This window comes from Neotabrizicola paludis, assembly GCF_044142105.1.
Taxonomy (GTDB): domain Bacteria; phylum Pseudomonadota; class Alphaproteobacteria; order Rhodobacterales; family Rhodobacteraceae; genus Pseudogemmobacter.
The window spans coordinates 55,161-76,853 of record NZ_JBGTYM010000011.1; the positions used below are offsets into that span (position 1 = coordinate 55,161).

Below are 21,693 nucleotides of genomic sequence, written 5' to 3' on the forward strand. Positions count from 1 at the left end.
GGCGGGTTCCACTGAGGCAAGAGGTCAAAGTGGCATCCGAACGGCGCCGGGGAAAGGGGCAGCAGCAAATTTGCCGCGGGAGCAGGGCTGCCCGTTGACAGGTCGCAGGGCTTTGCCTATCTCAACGTGTGTGTTGGCACTCGCCACTTGTGAGTGCTAACGGCATTCAACCTGGAACCTAGGGAGTGTTACCAGATGGCTTTCAAACCGCTGCATGACCGCGTGCTCGTGCGCCGCGTCCAATCCGAAGAAAAGACCAAGGGCGGGCTGATCATCCCGGATACCGCCAAGGAAAAGCCCGCCGAGGGCGAAGTCGTCTCGGTCGGCGAAGGCGCGCGCAAGGATTCGGGCGAGCTGATCGCCCCCTCGGTCAAGGCTGGCGACCGCGTCCTGTTCGGCAAGTGGTCGGGCACCGAGGTTACGCTGAACGGCGAAGAGCTTCTGATCATGAAGGAATCGGACATCCTCGGCATCATCGGCTGAGTTTGGCAGGGCGCAGGCCCGGTCTTCCGACTTCCCAACATCAACCTGAAATTCGAGGAGTAGCACAATGGGTGCGAAAGACGTTCGTTTCGATACCGATGCCCGCGACCGCATGCTGCGTGGCGTCAATGTCCTGGCCGATGCGGTCAAGGTGACCCTGGGCCCGAAGGGCCGCAACGTGGTGATCGACAAATCCTTCGGCGCGCCGCGCATCACCAAGGACGGCGTGACCGTCGCCAAGGAAATCGAACTGGCCGACAAGTTCGAGAACATGGGCGCGCAGATGGTGAAGGAAGTTGCTTCCCGCACCAATGACGAGGCCGGCGACGGCACCACCACGGCCACCGTTCTGGCGCAGGCCATCATCCGCGAAGGCATGAAGTCGGTCGCAGCCGGCCTGAACCCGATGGATCTGAAGCGCGGCATCGACCTGGCGACCTCGAAGGTCGTCGAAGCGATCAAGGCCGCGGCCCGCCCGGTCAATGACAGCGCCGAAGTCGCGCAGGTCGGCACGATCTCGGCCAATGGCGAATCGGAAATCGGCCGCCAGATCGCTGACGCGATGCAGAAGGTCGGCAACGAGGGTGTGATCACCGTCGAAGAGAACAAGGGCCTGGAAACCTCGACCGATGTCGTGGAAGGCATGCAGTTCGACCGCGGCTACCTGTCGCCCTATTTCGTCACCAATGCCGACAAGATGATTGCCGACCTGGAAGACGCCTATATCCTGCTGCACGAGAAGAAGCTTTCGTCGCTGCAGCCGATGGTCCCGCTGTTGGAAGCGGTGATCCAGTCGCAGCGCCCGCTGGTCATCGTGGCCGAGGACGTTGAAGGCGAGGCCCTGGCCACGCTGGTCGTCAACAAGCTGCGCGGTGGCCTGAAGATCGCCGCCGTCAAGGCTCCGGGCTTCGGCGACCGTCGCAAGGCCATGCTGCAGGACATCGCGATCCTGACCGGCGGCCAGGTGATCTCGGACGATCTGGGCATGAAGCTTGAGAATGTCACGCTGGACATGCTGGGCCGCGCCAAGAAGATCATCATCAAGAAGGACGACACCACCGTCATCGACGGCGCTGGCGACAAGGCCGAGATCGAAGCCCGCGTTGGCCAGATTCGGGCGCAAATCGAGGAAACCACCTCGGACTACGACCGCGAGAAGCTGCAAGAGCGCGTGGCCAAGCTGGCGGGCGGTGTTGCCGTCATCCGCGTCGGCGGCATGACCGAAGTCGAAGTGAAAGAGCGCAAGGACCGCGTCGATGACGCCCTGAACGCGACCCGTGCGGCCGTGCAGGAAGGCATCGTCGTCGGTGGCGGCGTGGCGCTGATCCAGGCCGGCAAGGTTCTGGAAGGCCTGAAGGGCGCCAACAGCGACCAGGACGCCGGCATCGCCATCGTCCGCCGCGCGCTGGAAGCCCCGCTGCGCCAGATCGCCGAGAACGCCGGCGTCGACGGCGCTGTGGTCGCGGGCAAGATCCGCGAGTCGAAGGACAAGAACTTCGGCTTCAACGCCCAGACCGAAGAATATGGCGATATGTTCAAGTTTGGCGTGATCGACCCGGCCAAGGTGACCCGCACCGCTCTGGAAGACGCGGCTTCGGTTGCGTCGCTCCTGATCACCACCGAGGCGATGATCGCCGACAAGCCGGCCGACAAGGCTGCGGCTCCGGCGATGCCCGGCGGCGGCATGGGCGGCATGGACTTCTGATCCAGCCCCTGCACAGGGATGGGAAAGGGCGGCCCTCGGGCCGCCCTTTTTCTTTGCGCCGCGGCCGGGAAGGGCGCAGGATGCCGGCAGAGACAGCGGAGATGGCGGGATGGCGCAACAGACGGCGAAGCAGCCCCTCTACATCGTGATCTTCATGAGCGTTGTCCTGATCTTCGGGGCGGCGAGCGCTGTGGTGGTGACGGCCGACGAATATGATCCGGCAAGCCTGGTCTATCTGGAACTGGGCCTCGATCTGGCGATGACGATCTGCCTTGCCGTCCTGTTGATGCAGGTGCTGAAATCCGCATCCGAGGGCGGGCTGCGCAGCGCTGCGCTGGTTCTTGGACCGCTGGGCCTGCTGGCGGGCCTGGTCAAGCTGGCCGCGCGGTTTTCCAGCGATGCGGGCTGGTGGACTGGGCATTTCAGCTACGCGCTCTGACCGGGCGACCTTGCGGCTTTTCCTCCTCACGGCGCTGACCATGCTGGCTTTCGCGGCCAATTCGGTGCTGAACCGGATGGCTGTCGCACCCGGCCATATCGGCGCGGTGGAATTCGCGGTGATCCGCCTTGTCAGCGGGGCCGCGATGCTGGGCCTTGTGCTGGCGCTGCGCGGGCGGGCCTGGCTGGGGCTGGCGGGGCGAGGACCGGGCGTGTTCGGCCTGCTGGTCTACCTTTTCGGGTTTTCCTTCGCCTATCGCGGCCTCGATGCCGGGACCGGCGCGCTGATCCTGTTCGGGGCGGTGCAGGTGACGATGTTTGCAGGCGCGGTGCTGGCGCGGGAGGCCGTGCCCGCCCGGCGCTGGGCCGGGGCCGGGCTGGCCCTGGCCGGGCTGGCATTGATGGCTTTGCCCGGTGCATCGGCCCCGCCGCTTTGGCCCGTGCTGCTGATGGCAGGGGCCGGGCTGGGCTGGGGTGTCTATTCGCTGGCCGGGCGGCGCGCGTCCGATCCGCTGGCGGCGACGGCGTGGAGTTTCATCCTGTCAGTGCCCCTGGCACTGCTGCTGGCGCTGGGGGCGGGGCTGGCCATGCCCTCGGCCCAGGGCATCGCCCTGGCGGTGATCTCCGGCGCGGTGACCTCGGGCCTGGGCTATGCGCTGTGGTATGCGCTGGTGCCGCAGCTGGGGGCCACGCGCGCGGCGGTGGCGCAACTGACCGTGCCGATCCTGGCCGCGCTGGGCGGGGCGCTGCTGATTGCCGAGCTGCCGGGCTGGCGCTTCGCCGCGGCCAGCGTGCTGGTGCTGGGGGGCGTCGCGCTGGCGAGCCTGAATTACAGGGCTTTCACCAGGCGGTGAATCACATGGCCGGTTTCGTCATCCGCCCGGCTGATCCCAGTGGGTGCGAAGCCCTGGCGTTCCCAGAAGGCGCGACCGCGCGGGTTTTCCTGAAGCACGGCAAGGTAAATCCGGGGCGATCCGGCGGCGCGGGCAAGCGCCTCGACAGCGGCGTTGAAGGCCGCCCCGTGCCCGGTGCCGCGGATGCGCGGCGCCAGGATCATCAGGCCGAGATAGGCGTCTTCGGGCAAGGGATAGCCAAAGGACAATTCGGCCAGACCCGAAAGCCGCCCCTCGACAAACAGCCCAATTCCATGGCTGCGCGCGGGGTCGCAGCCCGGCGGACCATCGGTAAAGAAGTCGCGGGCCTTTTGCAGATCGGGCGGCCGGCGGTCGGCCAGAAGCCAGTAATCCTGCGCCTCGTCGTAAAACGCGTTGACAGCAGCAAGATCGCCGTCCGGGTCAAGCGCGCGGATATCCTGGTCAGCTTGCATGGGCGATGCTCAATATTTCCAATGTCAGATCACCGGCCGGCCGGTGCCAGGTCACCTCGTCGCCCACCTGGGCGCCGATCAGCGCACGGGCCAGCGGTGAATGGGGCGCGATGCGGCCAAGGGCGGGATCGGCCTCATCCTCGCCGGTGATTTCATAGGTGGTCTCGCGGCCATCTTCATCGGCCACGGTCACAAGCAGGCCGAAGGCGACTTCGGACAGGTCATGGGCGGAGAGGTCCACCGGGATCGCCGCTTTCAGCCGCGCCTCGAGCCAGCGGATATCGCGTTCTGCAGCGGCCTCGGGCAGCTTGTCCAGCCGGTCGGCACGGGCGCGCAGGGCGGCAAGATCGGCCTGCCTTGCCGCAAGCCGCGCTTGCAGATCGGCCAGCCCGCGCGGGGTGACGTAATTCGGATGCGGCGAGACCGGCAGTTCCGGCAGGTCGGGCCGGTCGGACCCGGCATCCTCATTCACGAAGGCGCGGCTCATGCGACGATTTCCTCGAGCGGATCGTAGATGCAGCCCTCGCCCCAGGCGGCCTGGGGCAGGCTGTCGGGCTTGAATCTGATCTTTCTGTCGGCAAGATCGGCGCGGGAATAGAAGCACCGTTCGGTGACTACGCCTTCGGGATCGCGCCAATCGGCGCTTAGCGACCCGGTGGTGATCGTGGCGCGGAAGAAGAGATCAACCTGATGGAAGCCGGTCTTCGGGTCGTGGAACTCGTTGATCAGGGCGGGCGCGCCCACGGCGATGGTCAAGCCGGTTTCCTCGAACACTTCGCGGACCAGGTTGTCGGGCAGGGAGCGCCCGGCCTCGGCCCCGCCGCCAGGGGCGCACCACAGATCGGAGGTGCCGCCGGGATAGGCGTTGACCAAAAGCAGCCGGTCCTGATGCAGGATCAGCGCGCGGGTGGCGAGGCGGGGTTTGAAACGGGCAGCCATGACGCAGCGTTGGGCCAGGGCGCGGGCTTTGTCCAGCCTTGCGCGGCGCGGGGCTGGCGGCGCAGGATGCACGCAACCGGAGGTGCGGCATGGAATACACGGGCATTGCCAAGCGGGTCTCGACTTGGTGCGGACGACCGGGGACGTTCGTTCTGGCGCTGGGGGTGATCGCGGTCTGGGTGATGACAGGGCCGATCTTCCGCTACTCGGACACCTGGCAATTGGTCATCAACACCGGCACGACGATCGTGACCTTCCTGATGGTCTTCCTGATCCAGAACACCCAGAACCGCGACACGGCGGCGATCCAGTTGAAGCTGGATGAGCTGATCCGGGCGACGGCGGGCGCGCATAACGCGCTTCTGGATCTGGAGGAGTTGGACGAGAAGGCGCTGGCCGCTTTTCGCGCCCGCTATGAGGATCTGGCGCGGCAGGCGCGGGACAAGCGGGCGCGGGGCGACAGCGATACCGATTCCCCCGAGGCCTGATCCATGGCGGGAACGGTTCTGCTGATCCACGGCCTGGCGCGAAGTTCGCGGTCTCTGGGGCCCATGGGGCTGGCGCTGCGGGCGGCGGGCTATCGGGTTGCGCCGGTGGCCTATCCGTCCACCAAGGCCACGCCCGAGGCGCTGGTGGCGCATTTCGCGGCCCGTGTCGCGGCGCTGGTTCTGGAGGGGCCGATCCATGCCGTGGCCCATTCAATGGGGGCGCTGATCCTGCGCGACTGGTTGGCGCAGGCGGCGCCTGCGGGCTTTGGCCGGGCGGTGCTGCTGGGGCCGCCCAATCACGGCTCGGAACTGGTGGACCGGCTGGGCGAGGACAAGCATCTAGGCCCGGCCTTCCGGCTGGTGAACGGCCCGGCGGGGATGGCGCTGGGGACGGGGGCGGGAAGCTGGCCCAACCGGCTGCCGCCGCCCATGCATGAGATGGGGGTGATCGCCGGCACCGGCTCGGTCAGCCCCTGGTTCTCGGCGCTGCTGCCGGGGCCGGATGATGGTAAGGTGACGGTCGAAAGCACGCGGATGGAGGGCATGGCCGACCATTTGGTGCTGCCGGTCAGCCATACCTGGATGATGATGGACCCGCGGGTGATCCGTCAGGTGCGGCATTTCCTGCGCGAAGGGCGGTTCGCGCACGCATAGCACGCGGCACGGGTGGCGGCGGCGCGTGCGGGCGTATTTGGCGCCACGGTTCCGGGGCGGCTCAGCCCTTGCGGCGGATGCGGTTCACATGGCCCATCTTGCGGCCGGGGCGGGGGGCGCCCTTGCCGTAAAGATGCAGGGCAGCATCGCGCTCGGCCAGGATCTGCGGCACGGCCAGCACGTCGTCGCCGATCAGGTTCTCCATCACAACATCGGCAAAGCGGCTGCCATCGCCCAGAGGCAGGCCGGTGACGGCACGGATATGCTGTTCGAACTGGTCGACGGCGCAGCCCTGCTGGGTCCAATGGCCGGAATTGTGGACGCGGGGGGCGATTTCATTGACCAGAAGCCCCTCGGTGGTCACGAACAGCTCGACCCCCATCACGCCGACATAATCCAGCGCATTGAGGATGCGGGCGGCCAGCAGCACGGCGTCCGAGCGTTGGGCGGGCGTCAGGCGGGCCGGGACGGTGGTGCTGCGCAGGATACCGTCGCGATGGACATTCTCGCCGGGATCGAAGGCCGCGACCGAGCCGTCCAGTCCGCGCGCGGCGATGACCGAAACCTCGTGGCTGAAATTCACGAAGCCTTCCAGAACAGAAGCCGCGCCGTTCATCGCGGCCAGGGCGGCGGGCGCGTCGCCGGGCGCCATGATCCGGGCCTGGCCCTTGCCGTCATAGCCAAGCCGGGTGGTTTTCAGGATCGCGGGCGCGCCGATGCGGGAAAGTGCGGCATCGAGATCGGCGGCAGTGGTCACGGCGGCATAGGGCGCGACGGTCAGGCCAAGGCCCGAGAGGAAATCCTTCTCGGCGATGCGGTCCTGGCTGACGGCCAGGGCGCGGCGGTTCGGCCGGATCGGGCGCAGGCTTTCCAGAAGGTCCAGCGCGGCGGTGGGGACATTCTCGAATTCATAGGTGATGACATCGACGCATTCGGCAAAGGCGCGCAGGGCGGCCTCGTCCTCATAGGGCGCGGTCGTCACCTTCAGCGCGACATCGCCCGCCGGTGCGGCGCCGGGTTCGTAGATGTGGCAGCGATAGCCCAGGCGGCTGGCGGCGACCGACAGCATCCGGCCCAGCTGGCCGCCGCCCAGAATGCCGATCACGGAACCTTGCGGCAGGGCGTCATTCATCCTTGGGCTCCTCGGGGATCGAGGCCGACAGGGCCTCGCGCCAGGCGTCAAGCCTTGCGGCAATGTCAGGGTCGGAGATGGCAAGGATGCCCGCCGCCATCAGGCCGGCATTGGCGGCCCCGGCTGCGCCGATGGCCATGGTGGCGACCGGATATCCCTTGGGCATCTGGAGAATGGAATACAGGCTGTCGACGCCGGACAGGGCCTTGGTCTGCACCGGCACGCCGATCACCGGCACGCGGGTCTTCGAGGCCATCATCCCAGGCAGATGCGCGGCCCCGCCTGCCCCGGCGATGATGACTTTCAGCCCCCGTTCGACGGCGGTCTTGCCATAGGTCCAGAGCCGGTCGGGCGTGCGATGGGCCGAGACGATCTTGGCCTCGTATGGAATGGCCAGCGCATCGAGGATCGCTGCCGCCTCGCGCATGGTGGCCCAGTCGGACTGAGAGCCCATGATGATGCCGACAGTGGGTTGGGTCATGCGGGCCTCTTGTCCTGCGCGCCAATGCCCGGCCCTTATACCCGGCGGCGCGAAGGGGGCAAGCTGTGCGCTGCTTGGCAACCCCGGCCCAAAGCGGAAAGGGCGCGGAGATTGTCCCTCCGCGCCCCACCTGTCGCGTCGCCCGCCCGCCTTCCCGGCTGGCGATGACGGGTTCAGAACTTGATGACGTAGGAAATGCTGGTCACGAGCGGGTCGATCTCGACCTTGCCGATCGGGGCGCCGTTTAGCGTCACGTCACTGTCGATATCGACATAGCGCAGGTCCAGCCGCAGGGCGGCCTTGTCGCTGATGGCGTAATCCACGCCCAGATGCGCGGCGAGGCCGAAACTGTCATCGATCTTGAGATCGCCCAAGGGCGAGGAAGTTTCGAAGAACTTGGTGTAGTTCACCCCAAGGCCGACGAAGGGCGTCAGCTTGCCGCCGGTGGGGATGTGGTAGTTGAGCGAGAGCGTCGGCGGCAGTTGCTTGGTCTCGCCTGCGAAGCCGCCGTTCAGAAAGACCGAATGCTTGAAGGGCAGCGCGCCCAGCACTTCCAGCCCAAGGTTGTCGCGCAGGAAATATTCGAAGGTGATCGAGGGGCGGGAATTGTCGCTGACCGTGGCACCGGCGCCGGCCAGTGTGCCATTGTCATCCTTGGGCGAGACAAGGGCGAAGCCGAAGCCCAAGGTCATCTCGCCGGCAGATTGGGCGGCGGCCGGAGCGGCAAGGGCCGCGGTGGCAAGAAGGGCGAGAAGGGCGGTTTTCATCTGGGTTCCCCGTGTTGAATTCGGGGGGACCATCGGCCCGCAAGGACGCGGCGACGTTGACCTGAATCAATTTGCCGATGCCTTCCGCTGCGACGGGATGTCGCAAAGGCGGCAGCATAAGGCGCTGAAAATTAATATGAAAACAGGATTTATCTTCAGGCGATGATATCGGGAATGAGCTGATCCTCGATCTTGGTGATCGTGTCCTTCAGCGCCAGTTTCTGCTTTTTCAGCCGCCGCAGCGTCAGCGGGTCGGGACGGCCATTGGTTTCCAGCGCATGGATCGCCTCGTCCAGATCGCGATGCTCGCGTCGAAGCACTTCAAGCTTCACGCGCAGCATTTCATCAAAGCTCATCTCGGAAGGGGCGTTCATGGCAGTTCGGCTCGCCTTGGCATTTGTTGGAAGTGTATAGCGCCGCGACTGATTCTGGGAAACTTCTCATCGCGTGTCGCGGGCTTGGGACTTGCGGCCCCCCGGAGCGGACCCCATATTTCGTTCATGGCCGGGATGCCTGAGATCAGGGTTCCGGGACCGGAGATGTCGCTTTGTGCAAGGACAGCCCGCAGATGACGAAACTGACCTTTGGGGCCCATCCCTATCTTCTGGGCTTCGAGCAGCTGGAACGGCTGGTCGAACGCACCGCCAAGTCGGGGGCAGAGGGCTATCCTCCCTATAATATCGAGGCGGTGAGCGAGAATGCCTATCGCATCACGCTGGCCGTGGCCGGGTTCCGCGAGGAAGATCTGGCCATCACGGTCGAGGATCGCCAGCTGGTGATCCGGGGCCGCCAGGCCGATGAGGCCGGGGAAAGGGTCTTCCTGCACCGGGGCATCGCCTCGCGCGCCTTCCAGCGTAGCTTCGTGCTGGCGGATGGGGTCGAGGTGGCCGGAGCCGGGATGGAGCATGGGCTTCTGAACATTGATCTGCGGCGCAGCGTGCCTGAAACGGTGGTGCAGACCATTCCGATCGGCCGCAAGGAAGGAGGACGAAAATGAACACGCCATTCCAGGGTTTTCCCGAAACCGCCGAGCGGATCGTCTATGTCCGCCCCGTGGCCGTGGCCGATCTGCCCGACGATATCCGAGAGCAGGTGGGCGAGGCCGAGACGGTCTATTCGGTCCATGCACCCGATGGCCAGCAACTGGCGCTGGTCGCCGACCGCAAGCTCGCCTTCCATCTGGCGCGCAGCCATGATTACGCGCCGGTCAGCGTGCATTGACGCCTAAGCGGCAGGCAAAAGACGCGGGCGCTTAGGCGCTCGCGCTGGATTTCTTCATCTTTGCATCGCAGGTTGTGCAAAGGCCGGGCCAAAAGCGCCGGGCGCGACGGAAGATGCGCGCCCGCACGTTTGCGGAAGGGCCAGATCAAGCCAGCGAGGGCGCAGAGCAAGATGAGAACCACCACCGGATATTCCTCCGCACAGATCCTGCTGCACTGGGGCGTCGCCCTGGGTGTGGTGTTCAACTATTTCGTCAGCGAGGGCATGGGCCGCGCGCTGGACCAGAACCTTGGTGGGGAGGCGGTGACGGTGGGCGTCGCCTCCTGGCATGTCTGGGTCGGCGTGGCCGTTCTGGTGCTGGCGGTGCTGCGCATCGTGCTGCGGCTGACGCGTGGCGGCCCGCCGCCGGAACCCGGCCTTCTGGGCAAGGTGGCCTCGGCGATGCACGGGCTGCTTTATGTGCTGATCTTGCTGGTGCCCGCCCTTGGCGCGCTGGCCTGGTTCGGGGCGATCGACGCCGTGGGGGAACCCCATGCGCTGCTGGCCAATGTCATGGTGATCCTGGCCGCGCTGCATGCGCTGGGCGGGTTCTACCACCATCTTGTGTTGAAGGATGGCATCCTGCGGCGGATGCTGCGCCCGGCCTGAGCCCGGCGTCGACCGAAACGCGAAACGCCCCGCCGCAAGCGGCGGGGCGTTTCCTTTTGCGGACGATGGGCCTTAGCCTTTGATCAGGCCCATGGATTCCAGCTTGAGCAGGACTTGGTGCGCGCAGTGATCGACATCGACATTCTCGGTGTCCACCACCAGCTCTGCCTTGACAGGCGCTTCATAGGGGTCGGAGATCCCGGTGAATTCCTTGATCTTGCCCTCGCGTGCCAGCTTGTACAGGCCCTTGCGGTCGCGGCGCTCGCACTCTTCGATGCTGGTTGCCACATGCACTTCGACGAAGGCGCCGAAGGCCTCGATCATCTCGCGGACGGCCCGCCGGGTGGCGGTATAGGGCGCGATGGGCGCGCAGATCGCGATGCCGCCATTCTTCGTGATCTCGCTCGCGACATAGCCGATGCGCTTGATGTTGATGTCGCGATGTTCCTTCGAGAATCCCAGCTCGGATGACAGATGCTTGCGCACCACGTCGCCATCCAGCAGCGTCACGGGGCGGCCGCCCATCTCCATCAGCTTGACCATCAGCGCGTTCGCAATGGTCGATTTGCCCGAACCCGACAGGCCGGTGAAGAAGACGGTAAAGCCCTGCTTGGCGCGCGGCGGCGAGGTGCGGCGCAGTTCCTGCACCACTTCGGGGAACGAGAACCAGTCGGGGATCTCAAGCCCTTCGCGCAGGCGGCGGCGCAGCTCGGTGCCCGAGATGTCCAGCACGGTCGCGCCTTCCGGCACTTCATCGACCGGGAAATATTGTGCCTTTTCCTGCACATAGACCATCTGCTTGAAATCGACCATCTCGATGCCGATTTCAGCCTGATACTGGCGCACTAGGTCTTGCGCGGCATAGGGGTCGTAGAAATCCTTGCCCTGGCTGTTCTTGCCCGGACCGGCATGGTCGCGGCCGACGATGAAATGGGTCAGGCCGTGGTTCTTGCGGATGATCGCGTGCCACAGCGCCTCGCGCGGGCCAGCCATGCGCATCGCCAGATTCAAAAGCGAAAGCTGCGTGGTCTGTGCCGGGTATTTGTCGAGCACGGCTTCATAGCAGCGCACGCGGGTGAAATGGTCCACGTCGCCCGGCTTGGTCATGCCGACGACCGGGTGGATCAGGAGGTTCGCCTCGGCATTGCGGGCAGCGCGGAAAGTCAGTTCCTGATGCGCGCGGTGCAGCGGGTTGCGGGTCTGGAAAGCCACGACCTTGCGCCAGCCCATCTTGCGGAAGAAGGCGCGCAGCTCGTTCGGCGTGTCGCGGCGCCCCTTGAAGTCATAATGCACCGGCTGCTGGATGCCGGTGACCGGGCCGCCCAGATAGACCGGGCCCGCGACATTGTGCAGGTAGTTCACCGCCGGATGGGCCAGATCATCGGCGCCAAAGACCTTTTCCGCCTCGTTGGCCTTGTTCGGCAGCCATTTGTCGCTGACCGACAGGATGGCGAGGATGACGCCTTCCTGGTCGCGCAGCGCGATGTCCTGGCCGGGTTCGATGCCTTCGGCAAACTTTTCGGACACGTCCAGCGTGATCGGCATCGGCCAGAGGGTGCCATCGGCAAGGCGCATCTTCTCGACCACGCCGTCATAATCAGCTTCGGACAGGAAACCTTTCAGCGGTGCGAAGCCGCCATTCATCAGAAGCTCGAGATCGCAAATCTGGCGCGGGGTCAGATCCCAGGAGGGCAGGTTGCCCGCCTCGACCTTCAGCTTCTGGGCGGAATCGTAGGAGACGTAGAGTTCGGGCACGGGCGCGAAGTTCTGTTGCATGTCTTTGGTCCTGTTCTTCGAGGCGATCAGATGGGGAAGCGCGCCGGTCAGTTCGGCGTGCAAGGCGTTGTATTCGGCCAGTTTTCCGGCCAGGAATCCTTCGGCGAGGCGGGCCTTCTCGGTCGCGCCGCGGGTGGTCAGGGCATAGGCGAAGCGCTGGCGACGGTCGGGGCCGGGGCGGTCCTGCACGGTGATCAGGCCGGCGTCGCTGGCCGCGCGCAACTGGGCGTTCAGGCTGCCCAGGCTGATGGCCAGCGCCTCGGCCGTGGCGCGCTGCGAGGCCTCGGGCTGCAGGTCAAGCTGCCGCAGGAGCAGGAAAAGCTGCGCTTCTTCGGGCAGGGCAGATTTGGCTGCGGCGGCGGGCATTAGGAGACTCTGGATGTGTTCACGCGTGAACTGATAGAAGATTTCTCTCCCGCCGGAAAGGCGAAAACCGGACGCGGAGGAAATCCGGTCCGGTTTTCAGCGTGAATTCGCCTGAAACAGAGGGATTTCCCGCCAGTCAGTGCCCGGCGAGGAATTTTTCCGCATCCAGCGCCGCCATGCAGCCCATGCCCGCGCTGGTCACGGCCTGGCGGTAGATGTGGTCGGTCAGATCGCCCGCAGCGAAGACGCCGGGGATCGAGGTGCGCGTGGTGCCGGGTTCGACCTTCACATAGCCGCCGGAATGCAGCTCGAGCTGGTCCTTGACCAATTCGCTGGCGGGGGCGTGGCCGATGGCGACGAAGAAGCCCGCGCAGGGGATGTCGGTCTCGGCGCCGGTCTTGAGGTTGCGCACCTTCACCGCAGTCACGCCAAGCGGCGTGTTGGTGCCCAGAACCTCGGTCACCTCGCTGTCCCAGACCACTTCGATCTTGGGATTCTTGAACAGGCGATCCTGCATGATCTTTTCGGCGCGGAAGCTGTCGCGGCGGTGGATGACGGTGACCTTGGAGGCGAAATTGGTCAGGAACAACGCCTCCTCGACCGCGGTGTTGCCGCCGCCGATCACCACAACCTCTTTGCCCCTATAGAAAAATCCGTCGCAGGTGGCGCAGGCAGATACACCGAAGCCCTTGAACCGCTCTTCGGACGGCAGGCCCAGCCATTTGGCCTGGGCGCCGGTTGCCAGGATGACGGCGTCGGCGGTGTAGGTGGTGCCGGAATCGCCATGGGCGGTGAAGGGGCGCTTGGAGAGGTCGAGCGAGGTGATGATGTCGCCGATGATCTCGGCGCCCATTTCCTGCGCGTGCTCTTCCATCCGCACCATAAGGTCGGGACCCATGACCGACTTGTCGCCCGGCCAGTTTTCCACATCGGTTGTAATGGTTAGCTGCCCACCGGGCTGGATTCCCTGCACCAGAACGGGTTCAAGCATGGCGCGGCTGGCATAGACGGCGGCGGTATAGCCCGCCGGGCCGGAGCCGATGATCAGAACCTTGCTGTGCTTCGTCGCGCCCATGTCTTGCCCCCGAACTCTGCGTCTTCCCGGCGTCTTCCGAATGTCTTCCGATCGTCTTCCGGGCCCGGCGCCTGATATAGCCAGCCAGGGCGCGGGCCGAAAGCCCCGAACCATTGCGTTCCGCACCCGATTTTCGCAACCGAGGCGGTTTGACCGGGCGTCAGTTTGAAACTTTGTTGCGCGGGGCAGGGCAATTGCCTAGACAGGCGGCAGCGAAGGAGACTGACCCATGGCAAGCCACAAGCTTGACGAGATCGACCGGCATATCCTGGCCCAGTTGCAGGCGGATGGCCGGATGACCAATGTCGAGCTTGCCAGCCGCGTCGGCATCTCGGCCCCGCCCTGCCTGCGCCGGGTGCGCACGCTGGAGGAGCAGGGCTATATCACCGGCTATCACGCCGAGATCGACGCCCGCGAGTTGGGCTTTGAAGTCTCGGTCTTTGCCATGGTGCGGCTGAACTCGCAAGCCGAGGCGGACCTTGCCGCCTTCGAGGATCGCTGCCGGTCCTGGCCGCTGGTCCGCGAATGCCATATGCTGAATGGCGAGATCGACTTCATCCTGAAATGCGTGGCGCCCGATCTGTCGAGCTTTCAGAGCTTTCTGACCGGCGAGCTGCTGAAGGCCACCAATGTGGCCAATGTGAAGACCAGCCTTGTCATCCGCTGCGCCAAGGACGAGGCCGGGGTGCCCTTTGACGTGCTTGAGGCACGGCTGGCGCGCACGGCCTGAGCACGGCGTCCTGGTTCGATCCATTCCAAGCAAAAGCGGCCCCATCAGGTGCCAGAGGCGCACCGGGGCCGCTTTCCTCCCGCCAATTTCCTTGCGGGCGCAGGGATCGCGCGGCCCCGCAATCGGCGGGGGCGGATCTGGTGGCGGACGCTGCCCGGGCCAGGATGCCAGGGAAGGGCAAGGGCCGCGCCGGCCGATGCGACGGAGGGACACCCGTCGTGAAGACACGATGCCGCGACCGAGCGCGCCGGGTCAAATTCCGGCAGGGACTGGCAGGCCTGGCCCCGACAGTCGCGGCTTGGCCGATGGCATTGTGACGCGGGAAAATGGTTAAGGTTTGAACGATTTAACCTGGCCTCGCCGACAGCGATTCGCCGGGCCCGCGCGGGGCCGGGATCAATGTGCGGCGATGGGCGCGCGGCGGCGCGGGCCTTGCGCCAGATGCGGATGGACCGGCACGACCCGCAGGATCGGAGCGGTTTCAAGCGCTTGCGGGCGGCGTTTTTCGCCGCGCATCCAGGGGAAGTTCGGCAGCGGCTCGGTCGAGGCGGCGATCACGGAGCGCAGCCAGCGGCGTTCGGTCTGGATTTCCTTGGTCATCGCATCTCTCCGCATCCATCGGCCGCATTGGGCCTTGGAGAAATATTCCCCGGCCAATGCGGCCTCTCTGCGACCAATCGGAGAAGGATTGCGGCCATTTCCAGGCGCGGCACAATCAATCGTGGCACATGCAGATTGTTTCGGAGGGCAACAATACCTGGCAAGAAATGCGGACAATGCTGCAGAGAGAGCGGCGGCTGTTGCCGATTTCGCCGCAATCGCGGCCGCGCCTGCGCGGATCAGATGCGGATGGACGAGATCAGCCGCCCGTAATCCGCCTCGCCCGCATGGGTGGCGCGGCGATAGCTGAAGAATCGCTCGGCATCGCGATAGGTGCAGTGGCGGGTCCATTCGGCATGGCCGACCCCTGCCGCGCGCAGCCGGTGCAGCCCATAGGCGGGTAGGTCGAAGAGCATCCGGTCGCCCGCCCCATTGGCGAAGAAGCGGGCAGTGTCGCGGTCCTCGTCGGTGAAGGTCTCGAAGAATTCGGGACCAACCTCATAGGCGGATTGGCTGATCGTCGGGCCAATCACGGCGGCGATGTCGGCGCGGTGGGCGCCCAGGGTCTCCATCGCGTCGAGCGTCGCTTCCAGCACCCCATCAAAGGCACCGCGCCAGCCGGCATGGGCGGCGCCGATGACGCGGGCCTTGCGATCGGCGAAGAGGACGGGCTGGCAATCGGCGGTGAGGACAGCCAAGGCGAGGCCAGGCGTGGCGGTGGCCAGCGCATCGGCGCGTGGCCTTTCGGGCAGGGGGGCGTTGACCGGGATCACATCGGCGGAATGGACCTGATGGACATTGATCAAGGCGGGCAGGTCGACGCCCATCGCTTCGGCCACGCGGGTGCGGTTGATGGCGACGATTTCCGACTGGTCGGTCGATCCGGTGCCGCAATTCAGCCCGGCGAAGATGCCCGAGGACGCGCCGCCCCTGCGGGTGAAGAACCCGTGGCGGAAGGGGATGGCGTCGGAGGTGATGATTTCCAGCATGACGGTCTTATCGGGGGGCTTCAGGCGAATCCGGGCGGCGGCGGGTCTTGCGGCCGGGTCAGGGCCAGTGCCTTGAACAATTCGCCCATTTCCTGCGGATGGGTCAAGCGCCGCGCGGCGGCGAGGTGATTGTCGAGCGCCGCACCGGCAAGGGACTGCGCAAGGCGCTGGCTGCGCGGGCCGATGCCAAGCCGGGCGAGCAGCGCGCCCTGCGTGCTGTAATGGTGGGCGAGCGGTCGGGCGGCGCTTGCCAGGGCCTGGAAATCGACATGGGCGGTCAGATCGGCCTGGCCCGGCGCGGCCAGCGGGTCGGTCGGGGCATGGGCGCGCAGGGCCTGGAACGTGTCGCCCAGCGAGCGCCAGCCGCCATAATCGAGGATCAGGGCAAACCCGCCCTGGGCGGCGATGCGGGCGGCGAGGCTGGCGATGATCGGCGCGGCGGCGGGGCAGAGTTCCACCACGTCGCCATCGCGCGTGTCGGTCAGCCGCGGGGCGAGAGCGGCGAGGGGGGCGGGCGGCGCGAGGCCCAAGGTGAGGCTGCCCGCAGGGGACAGGCTGATGACGGTTTCGGCCCAGGCCTCTCCGGCCCGGCGGAACTGGCGGATCGGCAGGGCGTCGAAGAACTCGTTGGCCAGAAGGTACAGCGGCGCGTCGGGCAGGTTTTCGGCACGGTCGCACCAGATGGGGGCGTGGCCGCTGAGCGCACGGGCCTGTTCGGCGCGCAGGGCGGGCGAGGCCTCGACCAGGTGAAGGCGGGCTGCGGCGTGAAAGCCGGGCACGCCGCGCGTGGCGCGCAGCACATCGGCCATCAGCGTGCCGCGACCGGGGCCAAGCTCGGCCAGGGTGAAGGGTGCAGGCGCGCCGGAATCGAGCCAGTGCTGCGCAAGGCAGAGGCCCAGCAACTCGCCGAACATCTGGCTGATCTCGGGCGCGGTGGTGAAGTCACCCGCCGTGCCGAAGGGCGGGCGGGTGGTGTAATAGCCGTGCTCGGGATGCAGCAGGCATTCGGCCATATATTCGGCCAGCGTCATCGGGCCCAGGGCGGCGATGCGCCGCGCGAGAAGCTGGGCGAGGGGCGTCATGCGGGGGGCGTCATGCCGCCACGGCCAGCGGCGCGCGGCGGGCCCGGGCGATGAACCACAGGCCGGCGGCGATCATCGGCAGGGAGAGGATCTGGCCCATGGTCAGGCCGTAGCCGGATATATGGAAGGCCAGGCCAAGGGGATTGCCCGGGCTTACGAATTGCGCATCGGGCTGGCGGACGAATTCGACGAGGAAGCGGGCGAGGCCATAGCCGGCCAGGAACGTGCCCATGACAAGGCCCGGGCGGCGTAAGGCGCCGCCTCTCCAGGACATCCACAGGACTACCGCGCCCAGGATCAGGCCCTCGAGCGCGGCTTCGTAGAGCTGGCTCGGGTGGCGGGCGCAGGCCTGGGTGGCGGTGGCGCAGGCCTGGGCGGCCTGACCCGGGAAGATCACGCCCCAGGGCAGGTCGGTGGGGCGGCCCCACAGCTCGGCATTGATGAAATTGGCGATGCGACCGAGGAAGAGGCCGATCGGCGCGACCATGGCCATCAGATCGCCAAGGGACAGGGGGGCGATGCCCTCGCGCCGGGCAAACCACAGGCCCGCGAGCACGACGCCCAGGAAGCCGCCATGGAAGGACATGCCGCCCTCCCAGACCTTCAGGATGTCGGCGGGATTGGAAAGATATTGGCCGGGCTGGTAGAAAAGGACATAGCCAAGCCGCCCGCCCAGCATGACGCCAAGGATGATCCAGGTCAGCAGCCTTTCGACCTGCTCGCCGGTCAGCGGGGCGGGGCCGGACCACAGCCGGGGCGTGGCGACCGCGCGGGTGATCAGCCGCCAGCCGAGCAGAAGCCCGACGATGTAGGCCAGCGCATACCAGCGCAGCGCGAAGGTCATGTCGCCGATCGGGATCGAGACGATCTCGGGCGAGATGTTAGGGAAGGGGATCATGCCCGTCTCCTGCTGGCTGCGTTTCGTCGTTTGTCGGGCGGGCAGGGGGGGAAGTCAACCGCAGGGCCGGGCCGACCCGCGGGCTTGTGAAGGAGGACGCCCGCGCGCATATAGGGGAAAAGCCAGGAGGCGCCGATGCAAAGCCGCAACAAGTTCTTCGATGACATGAGCCAGCTTATGACCAATGCGATGGGCGTGGCGCAGGGGGCCAAGACCGAGGCCGAGACGGCGTTCAAGGGCATGGTCGATCGCTGGATGGCGGATCGCAATTTCGTGAGCCGCGACGAGTTCGACGCGGTGCGGGCCATGGCGCAGAAGGCGCGGGAAGACAACGAGGCGCTGGCCGCGCGGATCGCGGCGCTTGAGGCGGCACTGGCGGCCAAGGTCTGAAACCGCGCGCGATCCTTCGGCGAAGGATATGGGTGCGGGTGCCGGGACGCGGCCCTTGCCATGGGCGCACAGGGCCGGTGCGGCAAAGGACCTAGGCGGCAGGCGGGAGCGGGCCTATCTTTTCCGCTGAACCCCTGACCCGAAAGGCCCCGCCATGTCCGGTCCTGCCACGCCCGCCTCTGCGCCCGTCCTGCCCGCCGAAACCCGCATCGGCCATGTCCATCTCAAGGTCGCGGATCTGGACCGCGCCATCGCCTTCTATTCCGGGATTCTCGGCTTCGAGATCACCCAGCGCTATGGCACGCAGGCGGCCTTCCTGTCGGCGGGCGGCTATCATCACCATATCGGGCTGAACACCTGGGATTCGAAGGGCGCGAGCCCGCCGCCGCCCGGTCATACGGGGCTTTACCACACGGCGATCCTGTTTCCCGACCGCAAGGCTCTGGCGCAGGTCTTGAAGCGACTGGTCGACGCGGGCTGGCCCCTGACCGGCGCATCCGACCATGGCGTGAGCGAAGCGCTGTATCTGGACGACCCCGATGGCAATGGGGTGGAGCTTTATCGCGACCGGCCCGAGGCCGACTGGCCGCGCGATGACACCGGCGCGCTGAAGATGGTGACGAAACGGCTGGACCTCGAGGCGCTTCTGGCCGAGGCCTGAGGCGTCAGGCGCGCACGAAGCGGAAGGCGGCGCTGGCGGCCCAGCCCGAGGCGGCGGCCAGGACAAGCGACAGCAGGCCGTAGATCAGGGGCCGATCCTGGGCGAGATTGAAGATGGCGCGCTCGAGCCCCTCTTTCCGCACACCGATCAGGCGTTCCTGGCTGGCGACGATCTTGCCGCCGCGCAGCAGGAAGATGCGCACCTTGTAGCCACCTTCGGTCAGATTCGCGGGCAGGGCCACATCGGCGCGGAAGAGGGTGGCGTCGGTCAGCTGCACCTTGCCTTCGGAAAGACGGTAGCGGCCTTCATCGGCGCGCACACGCTCCAGCGCCTCGATGAACGTGGGGGCGTTTTCGGCCTCGGAGGCGATCCCCACGGCGCGGATCACCCGGTCGATTGTGATCGAATGGCGCAGGTTCTCGGTGTGGGAAAGGATCTTGTCGATCGGGCCAGTGGTGACCACGGAATAGAACGAGGGCGCGCTGTCGATGGTGACGGCGGCATCGTTGATCCAGATCCCGGCGACGCGGTCCTTGCGACGCACCACGACCGGCACGGAAGGGCCTTCGACGGTGACGATGACTTCGAGCTTGCCCTCGGGGATCGGCGTCTCGCGCTTGACCGCGCCATAGATGAGGATTTCCGAGCCGTCGAAATTCGCGGTGATCGAGACACGGCTCTGGCTGAGGCCCGCGACGATGGCCTCGGGCGGCGGTTCCTGCGCGCGCGCCGTCGCGGCGAGAAGGCCAAGCGCGACGGTGAGGGCGATGAACAGGCGCGCGGTCATGGCAGCGAGACCGCGGTGACGGAATAAAGCTCGTCGGGGCGCAGCAGAAGATCGGCCGCGATGCGCAGGCTGACGGCCAGAACGAGAAGCGAAAGCAGGACGCGCAGCTGTTCGGCCCGCAGCCGCACGCCGACGCGGGCGCCGATCTGGGCGCCGATCACGCCGCCGAAGATGAGGAGCAGCGCCAGCATCATGTCGACGGTCTGGCTGGTCACGGCATGCATGACGGTGGTGAAGGCGGTGACGAAGATGATCTGGAACAGCGAGGTGCCGATCACGACCTTGGTGGGCATGCCCAGAAGGTAGATCATGGCGGGCACCATGATGAAGCCGCCGCCGACGCCCATGATCGCGGCCAGGAAGCCCACCAGCGCGCCGACCAGCAGGGGCGGGATCACGCTGATATACAGGCCCGAGGCGCGGAACTTCATCTTGAAGGGCAGGCCATGCACCCAGTTATGGGTATGGCCACGCCGCACCGTGCCGCCGGGCTTTCCGCTGCGCAACAGGGCGCGGAGCGATTCCTGCAACATCATCAGCCCGATCAGGCCGAGAAAGAGCACATAGGAGAGCTGGACGAAGAGGTCGATCTGGCCCAGCGCCTTCATCCAGGCGAAGACCCAGATGCCGACTGCGGATCCGGCCATGCCGCCGATGAAGAGCACGATCCCCATGCGGAAATCGACCGCCTTGCGCTTGAGCTGCGCCAGAACGCCCGAGACAGAGGAAGCGACGACCTGATTTGCCCCGGTCGCCACGGCGACGGCGGGGGGAACGCCGATGAAGAAGAGGAGCGGCGTGATCAGGAAGCCGCCGCCCACGCCGAACATGCCCGAGAGGAACCCCACGACCCCGCCGATCCCGAGAATCAGGAAGGCGTCGACCGAGACCTCGGCGATGGGGAGGTAGATCTGCATGGGCCGGGCGCGGGGAACTGGAAGAGGAGTGTCTGGCCAAAGGCTTGCGCGCCTTGGGCCGCGAAGTCAAATCACCTGCGCGCTCATCGCAGCTTGCGGAGGAAATGCCGCAGGATGCGTTCCAGTTTTGCCGCACCCAGCGGGGCCATCGCCTTGGTATGCTCGTGGCTGATCTTCTCGTCGCTCATGCCCGCGGCCATGTTGGTGATGGTCGAGAGGGCGGCAACCTCAAGGCCAAGGAAGCGGGCGAGGATGACCTCGGGCACGGTGGACATGCCGACCGCGTCGCCACCCAGAAGTTTCAGCATGCGGATTTCGGCCGGGGTCTCGAAGGAGGGGCCGGAATACCAGCAATAGACGCCTTCGGGCAGGGGCAGGCCCTCGGCCGCGGCGGCGGCTTTCAGTGCGGCGCGCAGGCGGGGGGAATGGGCTTCGGTCATCGGCACGAAGCGCGCATCGGTCCGCTCGCCGATCAGCGGGTTCAGGCCGGAATAGTTGATATGGTCGGACAAGAGCATCAGATCGCCCGGCGGGATGTCTGGGCGCAGCGAGCCTGCGGCATTGGTCAGGATCAGCTCTTGCGCGCCAAGGGCCTTGAGCACTTCCAGGGCAGGGCGCATGGCGGCGGGGTTGCCGTTTTCGTAATAATGCTCGCGCGCGCCGAAGACCGCGACGCGGACGCCTTCCAAAGTGCCGATGTGGAGATGCGGGTTGTGGCCCGAGACGCCGATATGGGGAAAGCCGGGCAGATCACCATAGGGGATGGCGGGGCCTTCGACCGCATGGGCAAGATGGCCAAGGCCCGAGCCGAGGATCAGGCCAAGGCGGACGGGATCCGCTCCGGCGCGGGCGCGGATCAGGGCGGCGGTGGCGGCAGGATCGTGCATGTCAGGTCTTTCGCTTTCGGCTGGCCCTGGGGGCGCTTCGCCCCCGGACCCCCGGAGGATATTTATGAAGGGCAGAACCGAAGAAGCGGCAAGGCCTGGCTGCGGCCGGTTTGCCCCGCGAGCGGTCCCTCTCCGGGCCATGCATCGCGGCGTGGTCCTTTCCTTTCCGCGCTATTGCCTCTTCTGTTCGCAAATATCCCACGGGGGTCCGGGGGTGTGAAACCCCCGGGGATGGGGCAGGGTGGATCGCGT

Annotated in this window: 28 protein-coding genes; 12 read left to right on the forward strand and 16 right to left on the reverse strand. The window is 66.4% G+C overall.

What is annotated here, in order from left to right; translation table 11 throughout:
* The first annotated feature begins 195 nt into the window (after positions 1-195).
* The 4 genes from ACED67_RS19200 to ACED67_RS19215 all read left to right on the forward strand — a co-directional run bounded on the left by ACED67_RS19200 (position 196) and on the right by ACED67_RS19215 (position 3,480).
* Entirely contained in the window at positions 196-483 is a 288-nt protein-coding gene (locus ACED67_RS19200; RefSeq protein WP_395543343.1) for a co-chaperone GroES, read from the forward strand.
* Positions 484-550: 67 nt separating this feature from the next.
* Positions 551-2,188 carry a chaperonin GroEL gene (gene groL / locus ACED67_RS19205; protein WP_395543344.1) on the forward strand — a complete coding sequence of 546 codons (1,638 nt, stop codon included), beginning with the start codon at positions 551-553 and terminating at the stop codon, positions 2,186-2,188.
* Between the two features lie 109 nt (positions 2,189-2,297).
* On the forward strand, positions 2,298-2,627 hold the full coding sequence (locus ACED67_RS19210; protein WP_395543345.1) for a hypothetical protein: 330 nt from the start codon (positions 2,298-2,300) through the stop codon (positions 2,625-2,627).
* Positions 2,628-2,637: 10 nt separating this feature from the next.
* Positions 2,638-3,480, forward strand: coding sequence for a DMT family transporter (locus tag ACED67_RS19215; RefSeq protein ID WP_395543346.1), 843 nt, complete (start codon positions 2,638-2,640; stop codon positions 3,478-3,480).
* On the opposite strand, the gene ACED67_RS19220 is transcribed toward ACED67_RS19215, so the two are convergent.
* From ACED67_RS19220 to ACED67_RS19230, 3 genes are read right to left on the reverse strand one after another with little or no spacing between them, the layout of a single operon-like run.
* Complete coding sequence (locus ACED67_RS19220) at positions 3,456-3,953, reverse strand: GNAT family N-acetyltransferase (protein ID WP_395543347.1); 498 nt, start codon at positions 3,951-3,953, stop codon at positions 3,456-3,458. The genes ACED67_RS19215 and ACED67_RS19220 overlap by 25 nt on opposite strands.
* Positions 3,943-4,440, reverse strand: coding sequence for a GreA/GreB family elongation factor (locus ACED67_RS19225; protein ID WP_395543348.1), 498 nt, complete (start codon positions 4,438-4,440; stop codon positions 3,943-3,945). The genes ACED67_RS19220 and ACED67_RS19225 overlap by 11 nt, the downstream gene beginning before the upstream one ends.
* Positions 4,437-4,892: an NUDIX domain-containing protein gene (locus ACED67_RS19230; RefSeq protein WP_395543349.1), complete on the reverse strand. Its 456-nt coding sequence runs from the start codon at positions 4,890-4,892 to the stop codon at positions 4,437-4,439. The genes ACED67_RS19225 and ACED67_RS19230 overlap by 4 nt, the downstream gene beginning before the upstream one ends.
* Positions 4,893-4,981: 89 nt before the next feature.
* Here ACED67_RS19230 and ACED67_RS19235 point away from each other — a divergent pair, with 89 nt between their 5' ends.
* Both ACED67_RS19235 and ACED67_RS19240 read left to right on the forward strand, forming a co-directional pair.
* Positions 4,982-5,380: a low affinity iron permease family protein gene (locus ACED67_RS19235; protein WP_395543350.1), complete on the forward strand. Its 399-nt coding sequence runs from the start codon at positions 4,982-4,984 to the stop codon at positions 5,378-5,380.
* A gap of 3 nt (positions 5,381-5,383) precedes the next feature.
* Positions 5,384-6,034: an alpha/beta hydrolase gene (locus tag ACED67_RS19240; RefSeq protein ID WP_395543351.1), complete on the forward strand. Its 651-nt coding sequence runs from the start codon at positions 5,384-5,386 to the stop codon at positions 6,032-6,034.
* Between the two features lie 61 nt (positions 6,035-6,095).
* On the opposite strand, the gene ACED67_RS19245 is transcribed toward ACED67_RS19240, so the two are convergent.
* The 4 genes from ACED67_RS19245 to ACED67_RS19260 all read right to left on the reverse strand — a co-directional run bounded on the left by ACED67_RS19245 (position 6,096) and on the right by ACED67_RS19260 (position 8,788).
* Entirely contained in the window at positions 6,096-7,166 is a 1,071-nt protein-coding gene (locus tag ACED67_RS19245; RefSeq protein WP_395543352.1) for a 5-(carboxyamino)imidazole ribonucleotide synthase, read from the reverse strand.
* The gene (gene purE, locus ACED67_RS19250) at positions 7,159-7,647 is read right to left on the reverse strand and encodes a 5-(carboxyamino)imidazole ribonucleotide mutase (RefSeq protein WP_395543353.1); all 489 of its coding nucleotides are present in this window, start codon (positions 7,645-7,647) and stop codon (positions 7,159-7,161) included. The genes ACED67_RS19245 and purE overlap by 8 nt, the downstream gene beginning before the upstream one ends.
* Positions 7,648-7,820: 173 nt before the next feature.
* Entirely contained in the window at positions 7,821-8,414 is a 594-nt protein-coding gene (locus ACED67_RS19255; RefSeq protein WP_395543354.1) for an OmpW/AlkL family protein, read from the reverse strand.
* Between the two features lie 155 nt (positions 8,415-8,569).
* On the reverse strand, positions 8,570-8,788 hold the full coding sequence (locus ACED67_RS19260) for a YdcH family protein (RefSeq protein WP_395543355.1): 219 nt from the start codon (positions 8,786-8,788) through the stop codon (positions 8,570-8,572).
* A gap of 194 nt (positions 8,789-8,982) precedes the next feature.
* Here ACED67_RS19260 and ACED67_RS19265 point away from each other — a divergent pair, with 194 nt between their 5' ends.
* The 3 genes from ACED67_RS19265 to ACED67_RS19275 all read left to right on the forward strand — a co-directional run bounded on the left by ACED67_RS19265 (position 8,983) and on the right by ACED67_RS19275 (position 10,283).
* The gene (locus ACED67_RS19265; protein WP_395543356.1) at positions 8,983-9,411 is read left to right on the forward strand and encodes an Hsp20 family protein; all 429 of its coding nucleotides are present in this window, start codon (positions 8,983-8,985) and stop codon (positions 9,409-9,411) included.
* Positions 9,408-9,635, forward strand: coding sequence for a DUF1150 family protein (locus tag ACED67_RS19270; protein ID WP_395543357.1), 228 nt, complete (start codon positions 9,408-9,410; stop codon positions 9,633-9,635). Before ACED67_RS19265 ends, ACED67_RS19270 begins: the two co-directional genes overlap by 4 nt.
* A gap of 171 nt (positions 9,636-9,806) precedes the next feature.
* Positions 9,807-10,283: a cytochrome b gene (locus ACED67_RS19275; protein ID WP_395543358.1), complete on the forward strand. Its 477-nt coding sequence runs from the start codon at positions 9,807-9,809 to the stop codon at positions 10,281-10,283.
* Positions 10,284-10,355: 72 nt separating this feature from the next.
* Here ACED67_RS19275 and ACED67_RS19280 read toward each other — a convergent pair whose 3' ends face one another.
* Both ACED67_RS19280 and trxB read right to left on the reverse strand, forming a co-directional pair.
* On the reverse strand, positions 10,356-12,425 hold the full coding sequence (locus tag ACED67_RS19280) for a bifunctional sulfate adenylyltransferase/adenylylsulfate kinase (RefSeq protein WP_395543359.1): 2,070 nt from the start codon (positions 12,423-12,425) through the stop codon (positions 10,356-10,358).
* 136 nt (positions 12,426-12,561) lie between these two features.
* Positions 12,562-13,500, reverse strand: coding sequence for a thioredoxin-disulfide reductase (gene trxB, locus ACED67_RS19285; protein ID WP_395543360.1), 939 nt, complete (start codon positions 13,498-13,500; stop codon positions 12,562-12,564).
* 229 nt (positions 13,501-13,729) lie between these two features.
* Here trxB and ACED67_RS19290 point away from each other — a divergent pair, with 229 nt between their 5' ends.
* Positions 13,730-14,230, forward strand: a complete 501-nt coding sequence (locus ACED67_RS19290; protein ID WP_395543361.1) for an Lrp/AsnC family transcriptional regulator — start codon at positions 13,730-13,732, stop codon at positions 14,228-14,230.
* A gap of 396 nt (positions 14,231-14,626) precedes the next feature.
* Here ACED67_RS19290 and ACED67_RS19295 read toward each other — a convergent pair whose 3' ends face one another.
* From ACED67_RS19295 to lgt, 4 genes are all read right to left on the reverse strand, one after another.
* A complete protein-coding gene (locus tag ACED67_RS19295; RefSeq protein WP_395543362.1) occupies positions 14,627-14,830 on the reverse strand; it encodes a hypothetical protein in 204 nt (67 codons plus the stop codon).
* Between the two features lie 239 nt (positions 14,831-15,069).
* The gene (gene pgeF / locus ACED67_RS19300; protein WP_395543363.1) at positions 15,070-15,819 is read right to left on the reverse strand and encodes a peptidoglycan editing factor PgeF; all 750 of its coding nucleotides are present in this window, start codon (positions 15,817-15,819) and stop codon (positions 15,070-15,072) included.
* Between the two features lie 20 nt (positions 15,820-15,839).
* Positions 15,840-16,901, reverse strand: a complete 1,062-nt coding sequence (locus tag ACED67_RS19305) for a class I SAM-dependent methyltransferase (RefSeq protein WP_395543364.1) — start codon at positions 16,899-16,901, stop codon at positions 15,840-15,842.
* 10 nt (positions 16,902-16,911) lie between these two features.
* The gene (lgt, locus tag ACED67_RS19310) at positions 16,912-17,799 is read right to left on the reverse strand and encodes a prolipoprotein diacylglyceryl transferase (RefSeq protein ID WP_395543365.1); all 888 of its coding nucleotides are present in this window, start codon (positions 17,797-17,799) and stop codon (positions 16,912-16,914) included.
* 135 nt (positions 17,800-17,934) lie between these two features.
* Here lgt and ACED67_RS19315 point away from each other — a divergent pair, with 135 nt between their 5' ends.
* Together ACED67_RS19315 and ACED67_RS19320 are read left to right on the forward strand one after the other, a co-directional pair.
* A complete protein-coding gene (locus tag ACED67_RS19315) occupies positions 17,935-18,189 on the forward strand; it encodes an accessory factor UbiK family protein (RefSeq protein ID WP_395543366.1) in 255 nt (84 codons plus the stop codon).
* 154 nt (positions 18,190-18,343) lie between these two features.
* Positions 18,344-18,850 (forward strand): VOC family protein, encoded by a 507-nt coding sequence (locus ACED67_RS19320; protein ID WP_395543367.1) that lies wholly within the window; start codon positions 18,344-18,346, stop codon positions 18,848-18,850.
* A 4-nt stretch (positions 18,851-18,854) separates the two neighbouring features.
* Here ACED67_RS19320 and ACED67_RS19325 read toward each other — a convergent pair whose 3' ends face one another.
* The 3 genes from ACED67_RS19325 to ACED67_RS19335 all read right to left on the reverse strand — a co-directional run bounded on the left by ACED67_RS19325 (position 18,855) and on the right by ACED67_RS19335 (position 21,441).
* On the reverse strand, positions 18,855-19,637 hold the full coding sequence (locus ACED67_RS19325; protein WP_395543368.1) for a TIGR02186 family protein: 783 nt from the start codon (positions 19,635-19,637) through the stop codon (positions 18,855-18,857).
* Positions 19,634-20,554 (reverse strand): sulfite exporter TauE/SafE family protein, encoded by a 921-nt coding sequence (locus ACED67_RS19330; RefSeq protein ID WP_395543369.1) that lies wholly within the window; start codon positions 20,552-20,554, stop codon positions 19,634-19,636. Before ACED67_RS19330 ends, ACED67_RS19325 begins: the two co-directional genes overlap by 4 nt.
* Before the next feature lie 83 nt (positions 20,555-20,637).
* Positions 20,638-21,441 (reverse strand): purine-nucleoside phosphorylase, encoded by an 804-nt coding sequence (locus tag ACED67_RS19335; RefSeq protein WP_395543370.1) that lies wholly within the window; start codon positions 21,439-21,441, stop codon positions 20,638-20,640.
* Positions 21,442-21,693: the final 252 nt, after the last annotated feature.